The 15,413-nt window shown below is 69.4% G+C and carries 11 protein-coding genes; 8 read left to right on the top strand and 3 right to left on the bottom strand.

Annotation, left to right across the window (positions count from 1 at the left end):
- Positions 1 to 109: 109 nt before the first annotated feature.
- Genes ACIRRA_RS06515 through ACIRRA_RS06490 form a run of 6 tightly spaced genes read left to right on the top strand, consistent with a single transcriptional unit; the run spans position 110 to position 6,969 of the window.
- A complete protein-coding gene (locus ACIRRA_RS06515; protein WP_402763974.1) occupies positions 110 to 898 on the top strand; it encodes a GntR family transcriptional regulator in 789 nt (262 codons plus the stop codon).
- Entirely contained in the window at positions 899 to 1,126 is a 228-nt protein-coding gene (locus ACIRRA_RS06510; protein ID WP_040853885.1) for a ferredoxin family protein, read from the top strand.
- Positions 1,127 to 1,135: 9 nt separating this feature from the next.
- Positions 1,136 to 2,575, top strand: a complete 1,440-nt coding sequence (locus ACIRRA_RS06505; RefSeq protein ID WP_402763971.1) for an ABC transporter substrate-binding protein — start codon at positions 1,136 to 1,138, stop codon at positions 2,573 to 2,575.
- 31 nt (positions 2,576 to 2,606) lie between these two features.
- Entirely contained in the window at positions 2,607 to 3,473 is an 867-nt protein-coding gene (locus ACIRRA_RS06500; RefSeq protein ID WP_402763969.1) for an ABC transporter permease, read from the top strand.
- Complete coding sequence (locus ACIRRA_RS06495; protein WP_402763967.1) at positions 3,470 to 4,231, top strand: ABC transporter ATP-binding protein; 762 nt, start codon at positions 3,470 to 3,472, stop codon at positions 4,229 to 4,231. Before ACIRRA_RS06500 ends, ACIRRA_RS06495 begins: the two co-directional genes overlap by 4 nt.
- The gene (locus ACIRRA_RS06490; RefSeq protein ID WP_402763964.1) at positions 4,231 to 6,969 is read left to right on the top strand and encodes a fumarate reductase/succinate dehydrogenase flavoprotein subunit; all 2,739 of its coding nucleotides are present in this window, start codon (positions 4,231 to 4,233) and stop codon (positions 6,967 to 6,969) included. Before ACIRRA_RS06495 ends, ACIRRA_RS06490 begins: the two co-directional genes overlap by 1 nt.
- Here the strand turns inward: ACIRRA_RS06490 and ACIRRA_RS06485 are convergent.
- Positions 6,947 to 8,548, bottom strand: coding sequence for a DUF2207 family protein (locus tag ACIRRA_RS06485; protein ID WP_402763962.1), 1,602 nt, complete (start codon positions 8,546 to 8,548; stop codon positions 6,947 to 6,949). The two genes, ACIRRA_RS06490 and ACIRRA_RS06485, sit on opposite strands and share 23 nt — an antisense overlap.
- 100 nt (positions 8,549 to 8,648) lie before the next feature.
- Between ACIRRA_RS06485 and ACIRRA_RS06480 the strand changes: the two genes are divergently transcribed.
- Positions 8,649 to 10,070 carry a neutral zinc metallopeptidase gene (locus tag ACIRRA_RS06480; protein WP_402763959.1) on the top strand — a complete coding sequence of 474 codons (1,422 nt, stop codon included), beginning with the start codon at positions 8,649 to 8,651 and terminating at the stop codon, positions 10,068 to 10,070.
- Between the two features lie 159 nt (positions 10,071 to 10,229).
- Here the strand turns inward: ACIRRA_RS06480 and ACIRRA_RS06475 are convergent, their stop codons facing one another.
- Both ACIRRA_RS06475 and ACIRRA_RS06470 read right to left on the bottom strand, forming a co-directional pair.
- On the bottom strand, positions 10,230 to 11,525 hold the full coding sequence (locus tag ACIRRA_RS06475) for an ammonium transporter (RefSeq protein WP_402763956.1): 1,296 nt from the start codon (positions 11,523 to 11,525) through the stop codon (positions 10,230 to 10,232).
- Between the two features lie 106 nt (positions 11,526 to 11,631).
- Complete coding sequence (locus ACIRRA_RS06470; RefSeq protein ID WP_402763955.1) at positions 11,632 to 12,465, bottom strand: hypothetical protein; 834 nt, start codon at positions 12,463 to 12,465, stop codon at positions 11,632 to 11,634.
- Positions 12,466 to 12,889: 424 nt separating this feature from the next.
- Between ACIRRA_RS06470 and ACIRRA_RS06465 the strand changes: the two genes are divergently transcribed.
- A complete protein-coding gene (locus ACIRRA_RS06465) occupies positions 12,890 to 15,376 on the top strand; it encodes a DNA polymerase III subunit gamma and tau (protein WP_402763952.1) in 2,487 nt (828 codons plus the stop codon).
- Positions 15,377 to 15,413 lie beyond the last annotated feature (37 nt).

The following is a 15,413-nucleotide window of genomic DNA, read 5'->3' as shown; positions in this document are numbered from 1 at the left end:
GGCGGAGAAACGCACCGCCCGCGCGGCCCTCCGGTGAGTGTCCCGGCGCCCTCCCGCATCGCCTCTACAGTTCTGAAACCACAGGTCAAAGGCGTTGAGAGGAGTCGAGGTGTCGCCGGAACCGGTACCGCTGCGCGCACCCCTGCGCCGGGCCGATCGTGCCCGTCAGGTCGCCGATGTGCTGCGTCAGCAGATTCACGCGGGCGCGTTCGAGGGGGCGCTGTCCCCGGAACACGAGCTGGCCGCCGAATTCTCGGTGTCGCGGAACACCATCCGCGACGCCCTCGCTCTGCTCAAGGACGAGGGCCTGATCGAACGCGCCCCGAAGATCGGCACCCATGTCGCCCAGCGCAAATACGACCACGGACTCGACGCCCTGCTCGGTCTGAAGGAGACGCTGCGCGGGCACGGCGAGGTCCGCAATGAGGTGCGCGCGGCCCGGCGGCTCCTGCCGCCGCCCGCGGTCGCCCGCAAGCTGCGGCTCGAACCCGGCGCACAGGCCGTCTATATCGAGCGCCTGCGGTACCTCGGCGACCTGCCGCTGAGCCTGGACCTCACCTATCTGGCCCCCGACATCGGCGACGAGGTCGTCACCCGCGATCTCGAGACCAATGACGTCTTCGCCCTCATCGAGCAGATCAGCGGCGGCCCACTCGGTTCCGCCGATCTCGCGCTCGAGGCCATCACCGCCGACGCCCATTCGGCCATGACCCTGCAGATGCCGGAGGGCGGCGCGCTGCTGCTGCTTGAGCGGCTCACCAAACTCGAGGACGGCCGCCCGGTCGACCTGGAATACATCCGCATGCGCGGGGACCGGATCACCATGCGCGGCAGCCTGATCCGGCCACCGGAGTTCTCACCGGGTGCCGAAGCGGGCATCGACTGGAGGTTGATCTAGATGGCTGTGGTCGAGCACCGGGCCGACGTGCCGGTGACCATCGACGAATCGCTGTGCATCCAGGGCTGCACGCTGTGCGTCGAGATCTGCCCGCTGGACTCGCTGGCGATCAACCCGGACAACGGCAAGGCGTACATGCACGTCGACGAGTGCTGGTACTGCGGTCCCTGCGCGGCCCGCTGTCCCACCGGCGCCGTCACCGTCAACATGCCCTACCTGCTGCGTTGAGGAAAACCCATGCTGTCGACCCTTCGTGAGAACCACCCCGCCCGCCTCGCCGCGGCCGCCCTGGCCGCCGCCCTCTCCCTGACCGCGTCCGGCTGCTCGCTCGAGAGCACCGGCGGCGGTGACACCGTCAAGGTTGTCATCGGCTACCAGTCCAAGACCATCAATACCGTCACCGCCGGAACCCTGTTGAAGGCCAAGGGCTTTCTGGAACAGCGCCTGAACGCCCTGAGCGGCCACAAGTATCAGGTCGAGTGGCAGGACTACGACACCGGCGCGCCCATCACCGCGCAGATGGTCGCGGAGAAGATCGACATCGGCTCCATGGGTGACTATCCGCTGCTGATCAACGGCTCCCGCACCCAGGCCAATGAGCGGTCGAGGACCGAGTTGGTCTCCATCACCGGCTACAACCCCAAGGGCGCGCTGAACATGGTGGTGGTCGGGCCCGACTCCAAGGCGCGGTCGATCAAGGACCTGGCCGGGCAGAAGGTTTCGGCCAGCGTCGGCTCGGCCGGCCACGGCACGCTGGTGCAGGCGCTGACCCGCGCGGGCATCGATCCCAAGAACGGGGTGGAGGTCCTCAACCAGCAGCCCCAGATCGGTTCCTCGGCACTGGAATCCGGTCAGGTTGCGGCGGTGTCGCAGTTCGTGGCCTGGCCCGGCCTGCTGGTCTTCCAGAACAAGGCCAAACTCCTCTACGACGGCGCGGAGCTGAACGTGCCCACCTTCCACGGCGTAGTGGCCCGCCGCGATTACGCCGCCCAGCACCCGGAGGTGCTCGATGCCTTCCTGCAGGCTCAGCTGGACGCGACCGATTTCATCCACCAGCACCCCTTGGAAGCGGCGAAGATCGTCGCCGACGACACCGGGCTGCCCCAGGAAGTCGTGTACCTCTACAACGGGCCGGGCGGAACCTCCTTCGACACCACGCTGAAACCCGCGCTGGTCAGTGCCTTCAAAGGCGATGTGCCGTACCTGAAGTCGATCGGCGACTTCGCCGACTTCGACATCGACAAGTTCGTCGATCCGACCGCCCTGAAGCAGGTCTACCAGGAACGTGGCCTGAACTACGAGACCGAACTGGCCAGCACCGCCAACCCGGCGCCCATTACCGGCACCGACCCGGTCGCCGGCCGTCCCGCCTCGAATCCCGCACTGGCGAGCGAGATCTGGTTCGCCCGCCAGGACACCACCCAGCCCGCGGCCGACCCCACCAGCCTGCTGCGCGCGGTGAAACAGGCGCGTGCACAGGGCAAGACGGTACGCGCCGCCTACGTCCCCGACGCCGAGCTCGGCACCCGCTGGTTCGCGGACAAGGCACTGTGGGTGCACGATGGCGACACCTACCTGCCGTTCTCCACGCCCGCGGCCGTGCTGCGCTACCTGGCGCAGCACCCGAGCGGTAAGGCCATCGGCTACGACGACGCGGTGAACGAGGTGCGGCAGTGAGCGCGTCGGGCACGCCAGGGGCGGTGCTGTCATGAGTGCCACAGCCGTCGCTCCCCTGGAAGCGTCACTCACCGTCCCCGGACCCGCGGCCGCGCCGGCCCGAGCGCATGCCGGACGGGCGGTGCGGTCCTCGCGGCTGATCCGCATCCTGTCGGTCGTCGGCGCGATCGGGGTCTGGCAGTTCCTGACCTCGCAGCACATCCGGCTCTGGGTGCGATTCGACACTTTGCCCACCGTCACCCAGATCGTGCACGCGCTCCGGCATCAGCTGGGTACCGACACCTACTACCTCGACCTCGGCCAGTCGCTCATCCGTATCCTCACCGGCTTCGGCCTGGCCGCCGTGCTCGGCGTGAGCAGCGGTGTGGCACTGGGCCGTTCGCGCTGGTTCGCCGACATCCTCGGTCCGCTCACCGAACTCGCGCGGCCCATCCCGGCCATCGCCATCGTGCCCGTCGCCATCCTGCTGTTCCCGGACGGCGAGGCCGGCATCGTGTTCATCACCTTCCTGGCCGCCTACTTCCCGGTCATGGTCGCCACCCGGCACGCGGTGTGGGCGCTGCCGACCATCTGGGAGGAATCGGTGCGCACCCAGGGCGGCACCCGGTGGGACGTGCTGTGGCGAGTGGTGCTGCCCGGCAGCCTTCCCGGCGTGTTCAGCGGCCTGTCGGTCGGCATCGGCGTGGCCTGGATCTGCGTGGTGTCGGCCGAGATGATTTCGGGCCGCCTGGGTGTCGGCTACCGGACGTGGCAGGCGTACACCATCGTCGACTACCCGGGCGTCTTCGTCGGCATCATCACCATCGGCGTGCTCGGCTACACCACCTCCGCCGCCGTGGAGCTGCTCGGGCGGCGCGTCACCCATTGGCTGCCGCGCGGACAGGAGACGGTGAAATGAGCACCGCTGGAATCGGTTTGACCATGGACCGGCTGCGCCTGTCCTACACCGGCGCCCCGGTCATCACCGACCTGTCGCTCCAGGTGCGCCCCGGCGAGATCCTGATCCTCACCGGCCCCTCCGGCTGCGGCAAGTCCACGGTGCTGCGCGCCCTGGCCGGCCTGCTGCGTCCGGATGCCGGCCGGGTGCTGGCCGACGACGTCGAGGTGACCGGCACCGACCGCGACCGCGCCGTCGTCTTCCAGGACAACGCCCTGCTGCCGTGGAAGAGTGTGCGCGCCAATATCGAACTGGCGCTGAAACTCCGGGGCGAGCCCCGCGCGGGCCGTCGCGCACTGGCCGACCGCTGGATCGAGGAGATCGGCCTCACCGACTTCGCCGGCTTCCTGCCCAAGTCGCTGTCCGGCGGCATGCGCCAGCGTGTGCAACTCGCCCGCGGCCTGGCCGGCGCGCCCCGCGCGGTCATGATGGACGAACCGTTCGGTGCCCTCGACACCCGGACGCGAAACACCATGCAGCGCCTGCTGATCGATACCTGGCGCACACATCCCACCACCATCGTCTTCGTCACCCACGACGTGGACGAGGCGCTGTCGCTCGGCGACCGGATCGCCGTCCTGGGCCGTGCCGGGGAACCACTGCGCGCCGTCCTCGACGTCCCGCGCCCACGCGAACTCGGTGTGGACCGCACCGGCCTGCGCGCCGAAATCATCACCGCCCTGGACCATTCGGGCGATCTCACGGAGGTACCCGCCTGATGGACATCCCCGATCTCGCCGACACCACCCGTCTCGACTGCGACGTGCTGGTGATCGGCGGCGGCACCGCCGGCACCATGGCCGCGCTCACCGCCGCCGAAGCGGGCGCGAACGTACTGCTGCTGGAGAAGGCGCACGTCCGCCACTCCGGCGCGCTGGCCATGGGCATGGACGGCGTCAACAATGCCGTCATTCCCGGCAAGGCCGAACCCGAGGACTACGTCGCCGAGATCACCCGCGCCAATGACGGCATCGTCAACCAGCGCACCATCTATCAGACCGCCACCCGCGGCTTCGCCATGGTGCAGCGGCTCGAACGCTATGGCGTGAAATTCGAGAAGGACGCCTACGGCGAATACGCCGTGCGCCGGGTGCACCGGTCCGGGTCGTACGTGCTGCCCATGCCGGAGGGCAAGGACGTGAAGAAGGCGCTGTACCGAGTGCTGCGGCAGCGGAAGATGCGCGAGCGCATCGGAATCGAGAACCGGCTGATGCCGGTGCGGGTGCTCACCGAGAACGGGCGTGCCGTCGGCGCGGCCGCCTTGAACACGCGCACCGGTGAATTCGTCGCGGTCGGCGCGAAGGCCGTCATTCTGGCCACCGGACCGTGCGGCCGCCTCGGGCTGCCCGCCTCCGGGTACCTCTACGGCACCTACGAGAACCCCACCAATGCCGGCGACGGCTACGCCATGGCCTACCACGCGGGCGCGGAGCTCTCGGGCATCGAATGCTTCCAGATCAACCCGCTCATCAAGGATTACAACGGCCCGGCCTGCGCGTATGTGGCCAACCCGTTCGGCGGGTACCAGGTCAATGCCCTCGGCGAGCGCTTCGTGGACTCCGACTATTGGTCCGGTCAGATGATGTCCGAGGTGAAGCGGGAGATCGAATCCGCGCGCGGCCCCATCTATCTCAAGGTCTCACACCTGCCCGAGGAGACCCTCGACGCCCTCGAGGGCATCCTGCACACCACCGAACGCCCCACCCGCGGCACCTTCCACGCCAATCGCGGCCATGACTACCGCACCCACGACATCGAGATGCACATCTCCGAAATCGGTTTGTGCAGCGGGCATTCCGCCTCCGGCGTCTGGGTCGACGAACACGCCCGCACCACCGTGCCCGGCCTCTACGCCGCCGGTGATCTGGCCTGCGTCCCGCACAACTACATGATCGGCGCGTTCGTCTACGGCGACCTGGCCGGTGCGCACGCCGCATCCACCCTGAGCGAGGTCACCGCTCCCGCCGAGCTGCCCACCGACCAGCTCGCCGCCGCCCACGAACTCGTCTACCGTCCGCTGCGCAATCCCGACGGGCCGCCACAGCAGCAGGTCGAATACAAACTGCGGCGGTTCGTGAACGACTATGTGGCCCCGCCCAAGACTGCCGCCAAACTCTCCCTGGCCATCGAGACCTTCGACCGCATGCTCGATGATCTCACCGCCATGGGCGCACGCACTCCGCACGAGCTCATGCGTTGCGCCGAGGTCACCTTCATTCGCGACTGCGCCGACATGGCCGCCCGTTCCTCGCTCACCCGCACCGAATCCCGCTGGGGTCTCTACCATGAGCGCGCCGACCTGCCGGAACGCGACGACGTCGAATGGCGGTACCACCTCAACCTGCGCAAGACCGCCGATGGCCGGATGGAATTCCTGAAGCGTCCGGTCGCACCATATTTCGTTCCGGTGCCCGGGTTGGACGACCTGCCCGGCACCGAGGACGCCGTCATCCCGGTGGATCAGCCCGCCCTCATCGGCACCCCGCCCAACCTCGGGGCGCAGGTGCGCTCCCACACCCCGGCCGCGGGCATCGTGACGAAAGACATTGTGGCACCGCGGATCGCGTCACTGCTGAGCCTCGACGCACCCGGTATCCCGGAGTTGCTGCCGTTCCTCTCCGACGCGGATCCCCGGGTCCGCGCCACCGCCCTGGCGGTGCTCACCGAGCACACGCCGGACGGATTCGCCGACCAACTGATCGCGGCGCTCGCGGACGAGGACTCCGAGGTGCGCTCGGCCGCCGTGTCCGGCCTGCGGGAACTAGCCGAAATCCTGCCCGCTGCAACCGGTCTCGCGCCGCACGCCGATTCCCCGGACCCGATCGTGCGTGCCGCGGTGGTGGATCTGCTGCGCGCCCTGCGGTCCGGCTCGGCGGCGCTCTTCGCCAAGTCCGCCGTCGACGCCGACCACCGCGTCCGCATCCAGGCCGTGCACGCCCTGGTCTCCCTGGACGACTGGACCGCCCTGACCACCGCCGCTCACGACGACAATCGCGAGGTCAGGATGGCCGCCGCGCGCGGCCTGGCCACCATCGGACGCGGTGGCGCAGACACTGTCCGAGCCCTCACCGCGGACCGCGACCCGCTGGTCCGGGCGGCCGCCTTCACCGCGCTGTCACGACTGGGCGCCGACTCCGACGCCACGGCACTGACCGCCGCACTGGGTGATTCGGCGTGGCAGATCCGGGAAGCCGCAGCCCGCGGCCTGGCCGCGGTCGGACCGGACCGAGCGGTCGAACCGCTGAGCCGGGCCCTCGCCGATATCCATCCCGACATCCGCAAGGCCGCGGTGCTGACCCTCAGCACCTGGCCGGAATCCGCCACCGCCCTGACCGCCCTCGAATCCGCCCGCACGGACAGCGATGCCGATGTGCGCGCCTACGCCCGACGCGCGCTGCAGGCCCTCCACCAGCGCATCGGTCGTTCCGAGCGGGTCAGCGCTGGTCGGCGGTCCTGAACAACCCTTCGACGGCCGTGATGAAGTACGGGAAGTGCGCGCCGAAACGCTGCAGCGCGCGGTCGCCCTCGAAGCCGCCGAACCAGTACAGGCCCGGGCTCCCGTCCGCCGTCGGATCCAGCTCGCGGAAGGTGCGCACCCACTGGTCCCCGCGGCGCGCGGCCACCAGGAACGGCAGCGCACGGGAGAACACCAGCTCCTGGTCGGCGGCCGGAATGCGGTGCGGCGCAATCGCGTCCAGTCCGCGCTGCATGGCCTGGACGCGACCGGTCAGCTCCCGGCCCGGCGCCGTGCGGGCGGGCAGATAACGCGGCAGCAGCAGCGCCGCCACCCCGCCGAGCGCGATGGCCGCCCCGACCAGGGCGTGCCGCTGTGGGCCGAAGGCCAGCGCCACGGTCGCGATGACCCCCAGCAGGATCAGCGCGACGCCGAGCCAGAACTCGAAACCCCGGCGGGTCCGGTCGATGAATACCCCGGCGGCCACCGCATCCCCGATCAGCGCCGCCCGCACCGCGCTGGCATCCACCCGGCCCTTGCGCTCGGACAGCAGCACCGACTCGACGCCCTCCGGAATCAGCGCCGCGTACACCGCGCGCTCGTAGCCGGTCAGCTGCTCGTCGGGCGGATTCACCCGGGAGAAACGCCAATCCGAATCGCCGACGGCGCTCACCCACAGATAGTTGCGGACCGCCAGATCCACCACGGTCGACGCCATATCGGGCACATCGGCGTGGCCATCGAGCAGCAGCCCGGCCGTGCTCGGCAGCATCCCGTCGGGCGAGGTGAACTGGACATGGGCGCCCGCGCGCACCAGCGGATCGAGCACCTCGGTGCCCGCCGGCGCTGACCGCCGCGACCACACCACGTACCCGGCCGCCGCCGCCAGCGCCGCCAGCAGCACGCCGAACGCGGCGAACACCGGACCGGTCAGCGAGAAGGCGCCGGGCGCATTGTCGTCGCGCACATCGGCATTCGCCTTGACCGTGCTCGGCGGCAGCTGCAAGGTCACATCCAGGATGTCGCCCTTGTGCAGGTCGGTCTTCTCCAGATGCGCGAACCCGTCCGGCTCCACGCGAATATCCGCGCAGTCCTGGGGATTTCCGGGCGGGCCCACCGTGCACCTGGTGATGCCCATGCGGAAGCTGGGGCTCGACACGGTCGCATTGATCGACGCCACATCGGTATTCAGCACCCCGGTCCACTGGAACACCTGCGCGCCCGAAGCGTCACTGACGGTGTTGTGCACCGTGTACTTGAAGGTCGCCGAACCCGGCCGGGCCTCGATGGTGAACTGGTCGTCGGCGACCTTGGCATCGCCGTCCCCGTCGGCGGACACGTCGGTCACCTGAAAATTGCGCTGCACGCCCGAGCCCACCTGCACCCGCAGCGGCAGCACCTGCCGAAACTCGCCGCCCTCGGGCACTTTCACGGTTTCGGTGACCCGCAGCAGACCGTCGTCGCCCAGATTCACCTCGGCGGTGATATCCACACCGGCCGGCTGCGCCACCGCGGCCGGCGCCGCCACACCCGCCACTGCGAGCAGCAGCGCGACCAGGGCGGCCCCCCGAAAAATCTGCATGACTGGCTACTCTAGCCAGCTTGCTATCCTTCCTCAGCGGCAAGTCACAGGTCTATGGAGCCGGCAGGTTATCTCTGAGGAACGAGGGGGTGCGGGGGAGATGACTCGCCCACCGTCCGAGCACGGACCGACACCCCCGGGCCAGCGTCCCGTGCCACCGCGCGGAACCCCGCCGCCGCAGGGCAATCCACCGCAGCCCGCCGTGCCGCCGGGCAATCCACCGCAGCCCGCCGTGCCGCAGGGCAATCCACCGCAGCCCGCCGTGCCGCAGGGCAATCCACCGCAGCCCGCCGTGCCGCAGGGCTTCCCCGCCGTCCCGCGGCAGCATCCGGCCGGTGGCCCGCCGCCGGGCGGCACACCCCCGCCGGCCGGGTCGCAGCAGCCGCCCGGATACCAACGGCCGCCGGGATATTCGCCGCAGCCGGGTCGGCCCACTCCGCCGCCGCCCGGGTATCCCGCCCAGCGCCCGGGATATCCGCCCCCGCCCGCTGCGGGTGCGCCCCGGCCGGGATATCCACCGCACCAAGGCTTTCCGCCGCCCGGCTACAGCCAGCCGTTCGGTTACCCGGCCCGGCCCGCCTACCGCGCACCCATGCCGCCGCCCACCGCCGCCCCGCCGACCGGCGCGATCACGATGACCCGGCCCGCGCCGCCGCGCCGCGGCCGGATCGGTGTGCTGGTGGTGATCCTGGTTCTGCTGGTGACCGGCGTGCTGCTGCGCACCGCCATCACCACCGGCCTGAATTCCATCAACGCCGGCTCGACCGTCAAGACCACCTACTCGGGGGATGCGGGCGAGAACCGCGGCGTCCCGGCCACGGCCGACAACCCGCTGCTCACCAATGCCGATTACACGCTGCTGCCCGCCAAGTGCGCCTATGCGCCGTGGGGCACTCAGGTCGAGGTGGCGCGCAAGTTCTTCGAAACCGCGGCGGACTGCCTGCACTCGACGTGGAAACCGTTGTTCGACAAGATCAATCTGCCGTTCGAGGCGCCCAAGCTGAACGTGTCCGCCGACACCAGCGGAATCACCACCCTGTGCACCGGGAACAGCACCAATTTCGCGGCCTTCTACTGCTCGGCGGACATGACCATCTACATGCCGATCAGCCAGCTGCAAACCGATCTCTTCGGCAACAACTGGGTCGTCTACCTGTCCGTGTTCGCCCATGAATACGGCCATCACGTCCAGGCCCAGGCCGGCATTCTCGGCAAGGTGCACCAGCAGCGGCGCGACGCCGGCTCCCGCAGCGACACCGGCCTGGAACTGTCCCGCCGGACCGAATTGCAGGCCCAGTGCTTCGACGGCATGTACCTGTCGTCCTCCAGCAATGGCGGCTCGCTGACCAGCGCCCAGATCGGCGTGGCCCGCAACGACGCCTACCACCGCGGCGACGGGCCCGGCGACATGCGCGACCACGGCACCGCCCAGAACATGGGCGGTTGGTTCGAGATCGGGTACGACAAGGACCGCACTCTCCAGTGCAATACCTTCAGCGTCCCCGCGAGCAAGGTGAACTGAACCGGACCGCAAAGCATTCGAGCCCCGCTGCGAGACGCAGCGGGGCTCGAAAGGTCTGACAGCTCAGTGCCCTATATGTCGCACAGCTCAGTGCCCTATATGTCGCACAGCTCAGTGCCCGAAATATCGCACAGCTCAGTGCCCGAACTATCGCACAGCTCAGTGCCCGTGCGGCTTGCCGATCCGGCTCGGCGCGTGCCCGTGCACGCCCTCGGCGTAGGCGGTCTCCGCGTGCAGCGCGAAGTCGATGCCGCCGATCTCGTCCTCCTTGGTGATCCGGAAGCCGATCAGCTTGTCCAGCACCTTGCCCAGCAGGAAGGTCACCCCGAAGGCGAAGGCCGCCACGGCCAGCACGCCCACAGCCTGCTTGCCCAGCTGACCCAGTCCGCCGCCGTAGAACAGGCCCTTCGGCCCACCGGTCATGACCGCCGAGGCCAGGAAGCCGATGAGCAGCGTGCCCACGATGCCGCCCACGAAGTGCACGCCCACCACGTCCAGCGAATCGTCATAGTTGCCCTTGAACTTCCAGCTCACCGCGAACGAACACACCACGCCCGCAACCAGACCCACGATCACCGCGCCGGTGGTGTTCACCTCGCCGCAGGACGGCGTGATCGCGACCAGACCGGCCACCGCACCCGAGGCCGCGCCGAACGTGGTCGGCTTGCCGTCGCGCCGTGCCTCGACCACCAGCCAGCCCAGCATGCCCAGACAGCCCGCCACCAGCGTGTTCAGGAACACCGCTGAGGCAATGCCATTGGCCGCCAGGGCCGAACCCGCATTGAAACCGAACCAGCCGAACCACAACAGGCCCGCGCCCAGCAGGACGAACGGCAGATTGTGCGGACGCATGGCATCGGTCTTGAAGCCCACCCGCGGTCCCAGCACCAGCGCCATGGCCAGTGCCGAAGCGCCCGAGGCGATCTCGACCACCAGACCCCCCGCGTAATCCAGCGCGCCCAGCTTGGCCAGCCAGCCGTCCGGCGTCCACACCCAGTGCGCGATCGGCGCGTACACGATCAGCGCCCAGGCCGGCACGAAGATCATCCACGCCGAGAACTTCGCGCGGTCGGCGATCGCGCCGCTGATCAGCGCCACGGTCAGGATCGCGAAGGTCAGCTGGAAGGTGACGAACAACAGTTCCGGCACCGCCGCACCGCTCTTGTCCACCACGTGCAGCGTGTTCGGATCGATTCCGGCCAGCCCGAAATGCCCGAGATTGCCGATGATCCCGTCGCCCGCGTCATCCCCGAAGGCCAGGCTGTACCCGAACAGCAGCCACGCCACCGCGACCAGCGGAATCGAGATGAAGCTCATCATCAGCATGTTGAGCACACCGCTGGACCGCACCATGCCGCCGTAGAAGATCGCCAGTCCGGGTGTCATCAGCAGCACCAGCGCCGTGGCGGCCAGCAGCCAGGCCGTCGCCGCTGGGTCGAGATGAGGTGGTGTCATGCGGTAACTCCTTCCACGCGGTGATCGCGTTTCGTGGAAGTTACCGAATCCTCACGTTAAGGCGCTGTTACAAAAATGAGGCTTTGGATACCTGCCGTTAACAGCCCTAGCTGCGATGATCCTTGACTTTTTTGGCCAGCGCGCGCAATCCGCGCGGGCCGGGGACCGGATTGCCGTCGTCGAGTGCCATCCAGTCGGCGGTCACGAGCCACTGCTGCTGGGTCCGGGCGTCGGCTGTGTCGTTGAACACGCGCCGCCCCCGGTCGTCGCGCAATTCATAGGCCAGTACCGACCAGCGTGGCGGGCGGCCGTGCTCGGCCAGCTGGTCCCGCAGATAGGCCGCCACCAGCGGGCCGATGGTGTTCACCGGTCGCAGCGACACCCGATTACCGTACCGGGCGGCATGGAAACGCCTTCCGGCACACAGGGATCGGGGCGTGGCGTTGTAGGCGATCCAGCCCGCGCGCTGGGCGCGCTCGATCAGCCACAGATGCTTGATGGCGGTCGGTGGGATATCGCCCACCCGCTCCCGGATCAGGGCGATCGCCGGTTCGGAGAGCAGAATGTCGCGTCGGGTCGGACCGGTGCCGTGCGCGATCCAATAGTCATCGGTGAGTTTCGCCAGCACCCGCCCGAAATCGTCGATGCTGCGCTGCGCCCGCCGGCCCAGTCGCTCGATGCGGTCGGCCTCGGCCCGCATGTCGTTCTGCACGATGAGGGTGTGTATCGCCGCCAGGGTCGGCACCTGGCCGCGCTGCAGCAGTTCCAGAATCGCGCCCGCGGTGGCCGGATCGGCGGCGGCGGACACGGGTAGGGAGTCGCGCTTGATGTCGTAATCGTGCGGACTGATGGCCCGGCTGAGCAGTCCGACCGCGGCGGAATCGCCGGCGAATTCGGTACTCGAGAGCCAGGCTGCGGCGATGACGTCATGCGACGGCACGAGGCATGTCCTCCGGGAGATTTGGTTGTGCCCCGGTCGGGATGAGGGACCGGCCGGGGCGACCAACCTGATGAAGGTTTGGCTACCGAAGTTGCCGTTGCCCACGGTAGCCAAGCGATTGCGATCTTGCCGCATCGTTTGACTGGATCGTTATGTCCGCTCTGTGGAGCTGAAACAGAACGTAAGTCTGTATCTGGTGAAGTAGCTGGTAGATGGTTTTGGACAACTGATTGTAAGAATGCGCTGAGAATTAGCTAATGGACTTGTCGAGACATCCGTCCGGGTCGGTCGGTTCTGGCCTAACTCTGGGATTGCATGTGATTTGCATCACAATTTGAATGGTTCACCGGACGGAACCGACATACCGGTCGACCGGCCCGGCGGCGCATGTCCACCTGTCGGACTGCCCCGGTAACCTCTCCACGTGGCTCTGTACCGGAAGTACCGACCGGCAACGTTCGCTGAAGTGGTGGGTCAGGAGCACGTCACCGATCCCCTGAGTATCGCGCTCGACACCGGGCGGATCAGTCATGCCTATCTCTTCTCCGGACCGCGCGGTTGTGGCAAGACCTCCTCCGCGCGCATCCTCGCGCGCTCCTTGAACTGCGTACAGGGCCCGACCTCCAAGCCGTGCGGCGTCTGCTCGTCCTGTGTGGCGCTCGGCCCGGGCGGATCCGGCAATCTCGATGTCATCGAGCTCGACGCCGCCAGTCACGGCGGTGTGGACGACACCCGAGAACTGCGCGACCGCGCCTTCTATGCGCCGGCCGAATCCCGGTACCGCGTCTTCATCGTCGACGAGGCGCACATGGTCACCACCGCGGGCTTCAACGCGCTGCTCAAGATCGTGGAGGAGCCGCCCGCCCATCTGATCTTCGTCTTCGCCACCACCGAGCCGGACAAGGTGCTGCCCACCATCCGCTCGCGCACCCACCACTACCCCTTCCGGCTGCTCCCGCCCGCCACCATGCGCGGACTGCTCGGCAAGATCTGCGACCAGGAGGGGGTGCAGGTCGAAGAGTCGGTGTACCCCTTGGTGATTCGCGCCGGCGGCGGCTCGCCGCGCGACAGCCTCAGCGTGCTGGACCAGCTGCTGGCGGGCGCGGGCCCCGACGGCGTCACCTATCAGCGCGCGGTCTCGCTGCTGGGCGTCACCGATGTCGCCCTGATCGACGACGCCATCGAGGCGCTGGCCGCCTCCGACGGCGCGGCCCTGTTCGGCACCATCGACCGCGTGGTGGAGGCGGGTCACGACCCCCGCCGCTTCGCCACCGACCTGCTCGAGCGGCTGCGCGACCTGATCCTGCTCCGTGCCGTCCCCGACGCCACCGACCGCAACCTGGTCACCGGCCCCGGCGACGTCATCGACCGCATGCGCTCCCAGGCCGAGCGCCTCGGCGCCGCCACCCTGGCCCGCCACGCCGAACTCCTGCACGAGGGCCTCGGCGACATGCGCGGCGCCACCAACCCCCGCCTGCTGCTCGAAGTCATCAGCGCCCGCATGCTCCTTCCGGCCGCCTCCGACGCCGAAACCGCCACCCTCCAGCGCCTCGAGCTGCTGGAGCGCCGAATGGCGAGCGGCGCAATCCCCGCTGCCCCGCAGCAGGCGCAGGCCGCCCCGGCTGTCGAGGCCGCGGCCTCGTCCGCCGCTCCCGCCGTGCCCCCGGCCGACGGCGACAACCGCCGGCGCGGAGCCGCGGCCCTGGCCGCGCTGCGCGCCGAAAAGTCCGGCACAACGGCAGCTACCGTCGCCGAGACGGCGTCCGCGCCGGCCGCTCCCGCACCGGCGCAGGCGGCTCCTGCCCCGGCCGCCGATCTCGCACCGCAGGCCGTCACCGGCGGCATCGCGGTCCGGCCGCCCGAACTGAGCCCGGTGGGCAGCGCCGCACCACAGGTTGCGGCGACCCTGGGAGCGGAAAGCCCTGTGCCGCAGCCAGTTCCGGCCGCCGCTGAACCAGTGCCCGCGTCGGTGGCACCCGAGCCGGAGCCGGTGGCGGTCGAATCCGTTGCGCCGGTTGCCGATCCGATCGCGGTCGCGCCGGTCGCGGAGCCGGTGGCCGAGGCCGAGCCGGTCGTTACTCCCGAGCCGGAGCCTGTCCCCGCGCCCGAGCCGGTCGCGGCACCGGCCGAGGTCGCTGCTCCGGCGGACACCGCGCCCGCGGGCGACGCCGTGCTGCAGGAGATCGAGGCGGCCTGGGCGGATATCCGTGCCAAGGTGCGCGATTTCGGCGCGGCGGTGCAGGCCCTGCTGACCGGGGCCAGCGTGGCTCGGGTCGAAGGGCAGACGATCGTTTTCGCGCATCTGCACGCGCCGCTGGCGCAGCGGTTGTCGCAGCCGCAGAACCTGGACGCGGTGCGGTCGGCGGTGCGGGCCGTGCTGGGGCGCGACCACGATGTGCGGTGGGAGGTCGGGGGACCGGCCGGTGGCGGATCGGCGGCCAAGGCGGCGGCGGGGCGGGCCCCGGCGGGCGGGCAGCCCGCGCCCAAGAAGGCCGCGCCGACGTTCTCGCGGCCGAGTCAGGCCAAGGCGGCCGCGGCCGCGCCGGTCGCCGAGCCCGCGGCGGCCGGTGGATGGGGGAGCACCGCCGCACCCGCGGCGCCGGCCGCTCCGGCACCGGCGGATCCGGGTCCGGGGGGCGGGGATCCGTTCGATGCGAACAGTGCCCGGTTCGCGCCGCCGGAGGACGATATTCCACTGCCTGACGGGCCGGATCTTCCAGATGATCCGGGCCCGGGTGACTACTCGCCGGTAGGTTATGACGGCGTCCCACCTGCTACTACGCCGGAAGAGGAGCGGGAGATGCTGGAGGAGTCGGCGAAGCCGGTGCCTCCGGAGGAGCGCCGCGACCCGGATGAGGTGGCGCTAGCGCTGCTGCGGTCGGAGTTGGGGGCCACACCTCTCGAGGGTTGACAGTTCCCCTGCGGGGCAACTTAAGTTAACCGGAGTT

The sequence above is a fragment of the Nocardia sp. NPDC101769 genome (genome assembly GCF_044766925.1).
GTDB lineage: Bacteria > Actinomycetota > Actinomycetes > Mycobacteriales > Mycobacteriaceae > Nocardia.
Note: the sequence above shows the minus strand (reverse complement) of the source record. Positions and strands in the feature narration are given on the sequence as shown.

What these genes read in the sequence shown, in the direction of transcription:
- ACIRRA_RS06510 (WP_040853885.1), top strand. Translation starts at nt 899, where the DNA reads ATGGCTGTGGTCGAGCACCGGGCCGACGTGCCGGTGACCATCGACGAA.
- ACIRRA_RS06505 (WP_402763971.1), top strand. Translation starts at nt 1,136, where the DNA reads ATGCTGTCGACCCTTCGTGAGAACCACCCCGCCCGCCTCGCCGCGGCC.
- ACIRRA_RS06500 (WP_402763969.1), top strand. Translation starts at nt 2,607, where the DNA reads ATGAGTGCCACAGCCGTCGCTCCCCTGGAAGCGTCACTCACCGTCCCC.
- ACIRRA_RS06495 (WP_402763967.1), top strand. Translation starts at nt 3,470, where the DNA reads ATGAGCACCGCTGGAATCGGTTTGACCATGGACCGGCTGCGCCTGTCC.
- ACIRRA_RS06490 (WP_402763964.1), top strand. Translation starts at nt 4,231, where the DNA reads ATGGACATCCCCGATCTCGCCGACACCACCCGTCTCGACTGCGACGTG.
- ACIRRA_RS06485 (WP_402763962.1), bottom strand. Translation starts at nt 8,548, where the DNA reads ATGCAGATTTTTCGGGGGGCCGCCCTGGTCGCGCTGCTGCTCGCAGTG.
- ACIRRA_RS06480 (WP_402763959.1), top strand. Translation starts at nt 8,649, where the DNA reads ATGACTCGCCCACCGTCCGAGCACGGACCGACACCCCCGGGCCAGCGT.
- ACIRRA_RS06475 (WP_402763956.1), bottom strand. Translation starts at nt 11,525, where the DNA reads ATGACACCACCTCATCTCGACCCAGCGGCGACGGCCTGGCTGCTGGCC.